A 5,088-nucleotide genomic window follows, 5' to 3' on the forward strand; every position below is an offset into this window, starting at 1 on the left:
GGGTTAGAGGCATGCTCTCCTCTTGAGGGGGCCAGATCTCCCACCTTGCCCGCTGGAGCCTGAGCCGCCACAGATGCCTGCCCGTCCGCTGGAGCCGGAGCCGCCACAGATGCCGGAGCGCCCAATGGAACCTGAACTACCTCGAATGCCGGAACGCCCTGTTAGGCCAAATCTACCCGAGCTACCCCAGCCTTTGATGGGCAAGCTGCAATTGGCATGGGCAACTGGTGCTGGTGCATAGAGCAGTCTAGTGTCCGGTGCTATACCCCTGATATCGCAATGCAGGTATCTAGAGATGGAAAAAGATCACTCGTTTTACTCATTGACATTGAAATTGATGAGCCATGGTTTCTTGAAGGTAATCTGTGTAGGCCAGCCCATACTGTGAATGATCCTAAGCAAAGTAAGCGTGATGCTTATCTAGCGGATAGAGGCTGGGTTGTAGTTCGGTTCTCAGAACGGCAAGTTTATGAAGAAAGTGAAAAGTGCATTAATCTCATCTTTTGCTTGGTTTCAGGTGTCTTGGGTGCATTAGATTCTAAACAGCCAGACTTATCATTTTCATTTCCAACGGACCACAAGAGATGGGGTGATCAAAGTGCTCTTAGTGAACCTAGATTTCCTCCTTCCTACTTTTAATTCCCAAGGTTGAGACTGGCCCTACCGGGATTGAATTGAGCTAACGCGCTGGTCCGAGGCGCTGCTGCAAGATTTGTGCGGCCAGCAACACATCCAGGGGGGTGGTTAGCTTCAGATTGGATTCCTCCCCTTCGACGATGTAGACTGGCCAACCCAGCTTCTCGAATAGGGCTGCATCATCGGTTACCTGCCAACCCTGGGCCAGAGCCTCCCGATGGGCTTGCCATAGCATCGACAGGCGAAACCCCTGCGGCGTTTGCGCTGCCCACAGCCGGCTGCGTTCTGGGGTTGACTGAATTTGGATCCCTTTTGGGCCTGCCTCAGCGACTTTAATCGTGTCCTTGACAGGGATCCCCGCGATGAGACCATCCACCTGCTGCAAAGCAGCACTACAGCGATCGAACAACTTAGGGGTAGCTAGGCAGCGGGCCCCATCGTGGATCAACACCCGCTCTACTGTTCCCAGGTTGTAGAGATACTCAACCCCCCTGTAAACCGACTCCTGCCGCGTCGCCCCCCCTTGTAAAAGCTGCACCGGCGTGGACAGATCCATTGCCGCCAGGATCTGCTCGATGGCTGGCCAATCGCCGGGTTGGGAGAGAATGCCAATCCACTCGATGGAGCTGGCCTGATCCGCAGCCTGCAACGTCCAAGCCAAAATCGGCTGACCCAAGAGCGGCAGCAACAGCTTATTGACCGCAGCTCCCATTCGCTTGCCGCTGCCAGCCGCCGGGATCAGAAGGTGCATGGGATCCAAAAGCGCATTCAACCGGATCCCAGTGTACTGCTCAACTCAACCTTCCAACTCTCCCGAAGCAGTGACAAAGTCAGGGTAGGCAATGTTGCCGTGCTCGCCAATATCCAAGCCGGCCAACTCTTCTTCTGCCGAGACGCGCAGACCGATGGTGCCCTTCAAAATCAAAAACAAAGCCAGACAACAGATAAAAGACCATCCTCCCAGGGCAATAACCCCCAGAATCTGTACCGGCAACACCGCCCAAGTCACCCCCGCTTCCGCATGGGCAAACCACGGGATCCCTGCAGCAATGACCCCCCAAGCGCCGCACACCCCATGTACCGACACCGCCCCCACCGGGTCATCCACCTTCAAGGTGCCCTCGATAAACAGCACCGACAACACCACCAACACCCCGGCCACCGAGCCGATAAGGATTGCCCCCAAAGGATGAACAGTGTTGCAAGGAGCAGTAATGCCCACCAGCCCCGCCAGTGTCCCATTGGCTGCAAACGTCATGTCCGGCTTGGTAAAAATGGCCCAGGAAGTACAGAGAGCGCCGATGGCTCCTGCCGCCCCGGCCAAATAGGTATTGAAAGCAATCCAGCCAATATCAGGAATCGCTGCCGTTGTAGAGCCGGCATTAAAGCCAATCCAGCCCAGCCACAGGATCAACGCCCCCAACATGCCCAAGGGTAAGCTATGCCCGGGAATAGCCCGCGGCTCCCCATTGGGACCATACTTGCCCAAGCGCGGCCCCAACACCAAAGTTCCCGCAAAAGCTGCAGCCCCACCCACCAAGTGCACCACCCCCGACCCGGCAAAGTCAATGTAGCCCAGGTTTTCCAGCCAGCCGGCTGTACCACCGTTGTAGTCGGCAAACAGGCCATTCCAGGCCCAGCCCCCGGAAATCGGGTAGATCGCCCCAGAGATGACGATGGAGTAAATCAAATAAGCCAAAAAGCGGGTGCGTTCCGCCATTGCCCCGGAGACAATGGTGGCAGCGGTGGCGGCAAACACCAGTTGGAAACAGAAGAACGTGAAAGGCCAAGCATCGTTTTGACTGCCGGCTTCAGCTCCCTGTTGCCAGTTGAAAAAAAACCAGTTGGTGCCCAAAAAACCGGCCACATGGGATCCGAACATCAGCCCAAACCCCAAAAACCAAAAAGCGCAGGCCCCGAAGCAGAAGTCCATCAGGTTCTTCAGGACAATGTTGGTAGCATTTTTAGCCCGCGTGAAGCCCGCCTCCACCATGGCAAAGCCCGCCTGCATGAAAAACACCAGCGCCCCGGCCACCGTTGTCCAGACGATGTCGGCATGGTATTGCTGAGTTTTCAGTAAGGTTTGTAGCTCAGCCCAAGCCTCGGGTGGGAGAGCCTGTTCCAGAGCCGTGAGATCCGTCTGGGCCAGAGCAGGCGGGGCAACCAAACTTCCCAACCCCAGCAAAGCTCCAACCCCCAGCAGGACTTTCCCCCCTGTCCTCAAACCCAAAAGGATCCCCTGCCGAAGACGAGAGAAAACAGTCTCACCTATCTGACTTTTCATCTCGATTCCAAGTCCCACACCTCGATTTTGAGCTATTTCTCCCCTCCTACCCGTAACCACCTACACCAATGCCACCAAATACATCAGCAAGCCATAAAAGAGAGGGCCAGCCCTGACCCTCCCTTTTGATGCTCATTTGATGCTCAGTTCAGCAATGCTCCGATCCGGCAACCCCAGGTCAGACCGAGCACAACGGCTCAAGATTGCTCCGAATCGGTGGCAGCAGTAACGAAGTCGGGGTAGGCCACGTTGCCATGCTCGCCCACATCCAAACCGGCGATCTCTTCCTCGGCGCTGGTGCGCAGGCCGGTTACAGCCTTGAGGATAAAGAACAGGATCAAGCAGGTAATAAAGGGCCAGAGGAAGTAGGCCAGAGCGCCCACCACTTGTACCCCAAATTGGGCCCAGGTGACCTCTTCAGCATAGTTGGCATTGGCAAAGAAGGGGATCCCTGCTGCCAACACCCCCCAGATACCACAGGTGCCGTGTACCGAAATCGCGCCCACCGGGTCATCAATTTTCAGCACCGTATCCAGGATCACCACCGAAATCACCACCAGAATCCCGGCCACCGAGCCGATGATCAGAGCACCCAAAGGATGGACGCTATCGCAAGGGGCAGTGATCCCCACCAAGCCGGCCAGGACACCGTTGGCGGCAAAGGTCATATCCGGCTTGCCAAAATGAACCCAAGAGGTGAACGTCGCCCCAATTGCTCCAGCCGAAGCTGCCAGCAGCGTATTCATGGCAATCCAGCCAATATCGACAGAGGCTGCAGTGGTGGAACCGGCATTAAACCCGATCCAGCCCAAGGCGAGGATAAACACCCCCAACATCCCCAGCGGCAGGTTGTGGCCGGGAATAGCCCGCGGCTCTCCATTGGGGCCGTACTTGCCAATGCGAGGGCCAAGCGCAATCGCACCTGCCAAGGCCGCAGCGCCGCCTACCAAATGCACCACCCCCGACCCGGCGTAGTCGATGTAGCCCAGATTTTCCAGCCAGCCGGCTGTGCCGCCGTTGTAGTCGCCGAACAGCCCGTTCCAGGCCCAACCCCCAGAGATGGGGTAGATTAGCCCAGAAATAACGATGGAGTAGATCAAGTAGGCCAAGAACTTGGTGCGCTCTGCCATCGCTCCGGAAACAATGGTGGCGGCGGTAGCGGCAAACACCATCTGGAAGACAAAGAAAGTAAAGGGCCAGCCATCTGCCTCGTAAGCCTGCTGCCAGCCAAAAGCAAACCAGTCAGTGCCGAAGAAGCCAGTACTTTTGCCGAACATGAGGCCAAACCCGATGAACCAGAAGGCGCAACAGCCCATGCAGAAGTCCATCAAGTTCTTCATCATGATGTTGGCGGCGTTCTTGGCGCGGGTAAAGCCCGTCTCTACCATGGCGAACCCCGCCTGCATGAAGAACACCAAGGCTGCTGCCACGATCGTCCAAACAACGTCAGCGTGTTTCTGAACTTCCTCGGCCTCTTGAGCAAAGGCAGTTCCCTGGCCGAATAGAAAAACCAGCGCAGCCATTAGAGCGGCAGTCAGACTCCACTTGGCCGGTCGCCAAAGCCACTGGGGCACCTGGCTCTTGAGCTTTTGGATCATTGTTGTACTCATGCTTTTCGACTCACCTAAAGTGACAGTACTTCTCGCAACACATTACCCGAAAAGTAGGGCAAGAACACCTCATCAGATATACAGCAAAAGAGACATGAAGCAAACTCACACGAGGCTCAGGCCGGGCAACCCAAACCCTGAACGTGATTCCTTCTCATAGGGCATCTTGGTTGAGCTCGCCAGTGCGGATGCGGATGGTTTTTTCGACGGGGCTGATGAAAATCTTGCCGTCCCCAATTTCGCCGGTGCGAGCCGCTGCAATCAGCTTCTCCACCACCGTATCCACCAGGTCATCTTCGACCACGATCTCCACTTTCAGCTTTTGTAGGAACTCTACCGTGTACTCGGATCCCCGGTAACGCTCGGTTTGTCCCTTTTGCCGGCCAAAACCCCGTACTTCACTTACGGTCATGCCGACAATCCCGGCATTGACCAAAGCAATTTTGACCTCATCCAACTTAAATGGCCGGATCACGGCCTCGATTTTTTTCATCTGCCTCCTGCACCCTGAACAGTTCCGCTAATTTCTAACACTACCAACACCTGTGAATTGTAAAA

5 protein-coding genes are annotated in these 5,088 nt (G+C 55.8%); 1 reads left to right on the forward strand and 4 read right to left on the reverse strand.

Annotation, left to right across the window (positions count from 1 at the left end):
• The first annotated feature begins 279 nt into the window (after positions 1–279).
• Positions 280–639 (forward strand): DUF559 domain-containing protein, encoded by a 360-nt coding sequence (locus NW815_RS10385; RefSeq protein WP_148202775.1) that lies wholly within the window; start codon positions 280–282, stop codon positions 637–639.
• 40 nt (positions 640–679) lie between these two features.
• Here NW815_RS10385 and ispD read toward each other — a convergent pair whose 3' ends face one another.
• The 4 genes from ispD to NW815_RS10405 form a co-directional block, all read right to left on the reverse strand.
• Positions 680–1,387 (reverse strand): 2-C-methyl-D-erythritol 4-phosphate cytidylyltransferase, encoded by a 708-nt coding sequence (ispD, locus tag NW815_RS10390; RefSeq protein WP_041437650.1) that lies wholly within the window; start codon positions 1,385–1,387, stop codon positions 680–682.
• Positions 1,388–1,432: 45 nt separating this feature from the next.
• Entirely contained in the window at positions 1,433–2,803 is a 1,371-nt protein-coding gene (locus NW815_RS10395) for an ammonium transporter (protein ID WP_240527655.1), read from the reverse strand.
• 314 nt (positions 2,804–3,117) lie between these two features.
• Entirely contained in the window at positions 3,118–4,530 is a 1,413-nt protein-coding gene (locus tag NW815_RS10400; protein ID WP_414328688.1) for an ammonium transporter, read from the reverse strand.
• A gap of 154 nt (positions 4,531–4,684) precedes the next feature.
• Positions 4,685–5,023 (reverse strand): P-II family nitrogen regulator, encoded by a 339-nt coding sequence (locus NW815_RS10405; RefSeq protein WP_011430352.1) that lies wholly within the window; start codon positions 5,021–5,023, stop codon positions 4,685–4,687.
• Between the last annotated feature and the right edge of the window lie 65 nt (positions 5,024–5,088).

The sequence above is a fragment of the Synechococcus sp. R6-7 genome (assembly GCF_047461695.1).
Lineage (GTDB): Bacteria > Cyanobacteriota > Cyanobacteriia > Thermostichales > Thermostichaceae > Thermostichus.

Coding starts and splice junctions, on each gene's coding strand:
- NW815_RS10385 (WP_148202775.1), top strand. CDS start 280: ATGCAGGTATCTAGAGATGGAAAAAGATCACTCGTTTTACTCATTGAC.
- ispD (WP_041437650.1), bottom strand. CDS start 1,387: ATGCACCTTCTGATCCCGGCGGCTGGCAGCGGCAAGCGAATGGGAGCT.
- NW815_RS10400 (WP_414328688.1), bottom strand. CDS start 4,530: ATGAGTACAACAATGATCCAAAAGCTCAAGAGCCAGGTGCCCCAGTGG.
- NW815_RS10405 (WP_011430352.1), bottom strand. CDS start 5,023: ATGAAAAAAATCGAGGCCGTGATCCGGCCATTTAAGTTGGATGAGGTC.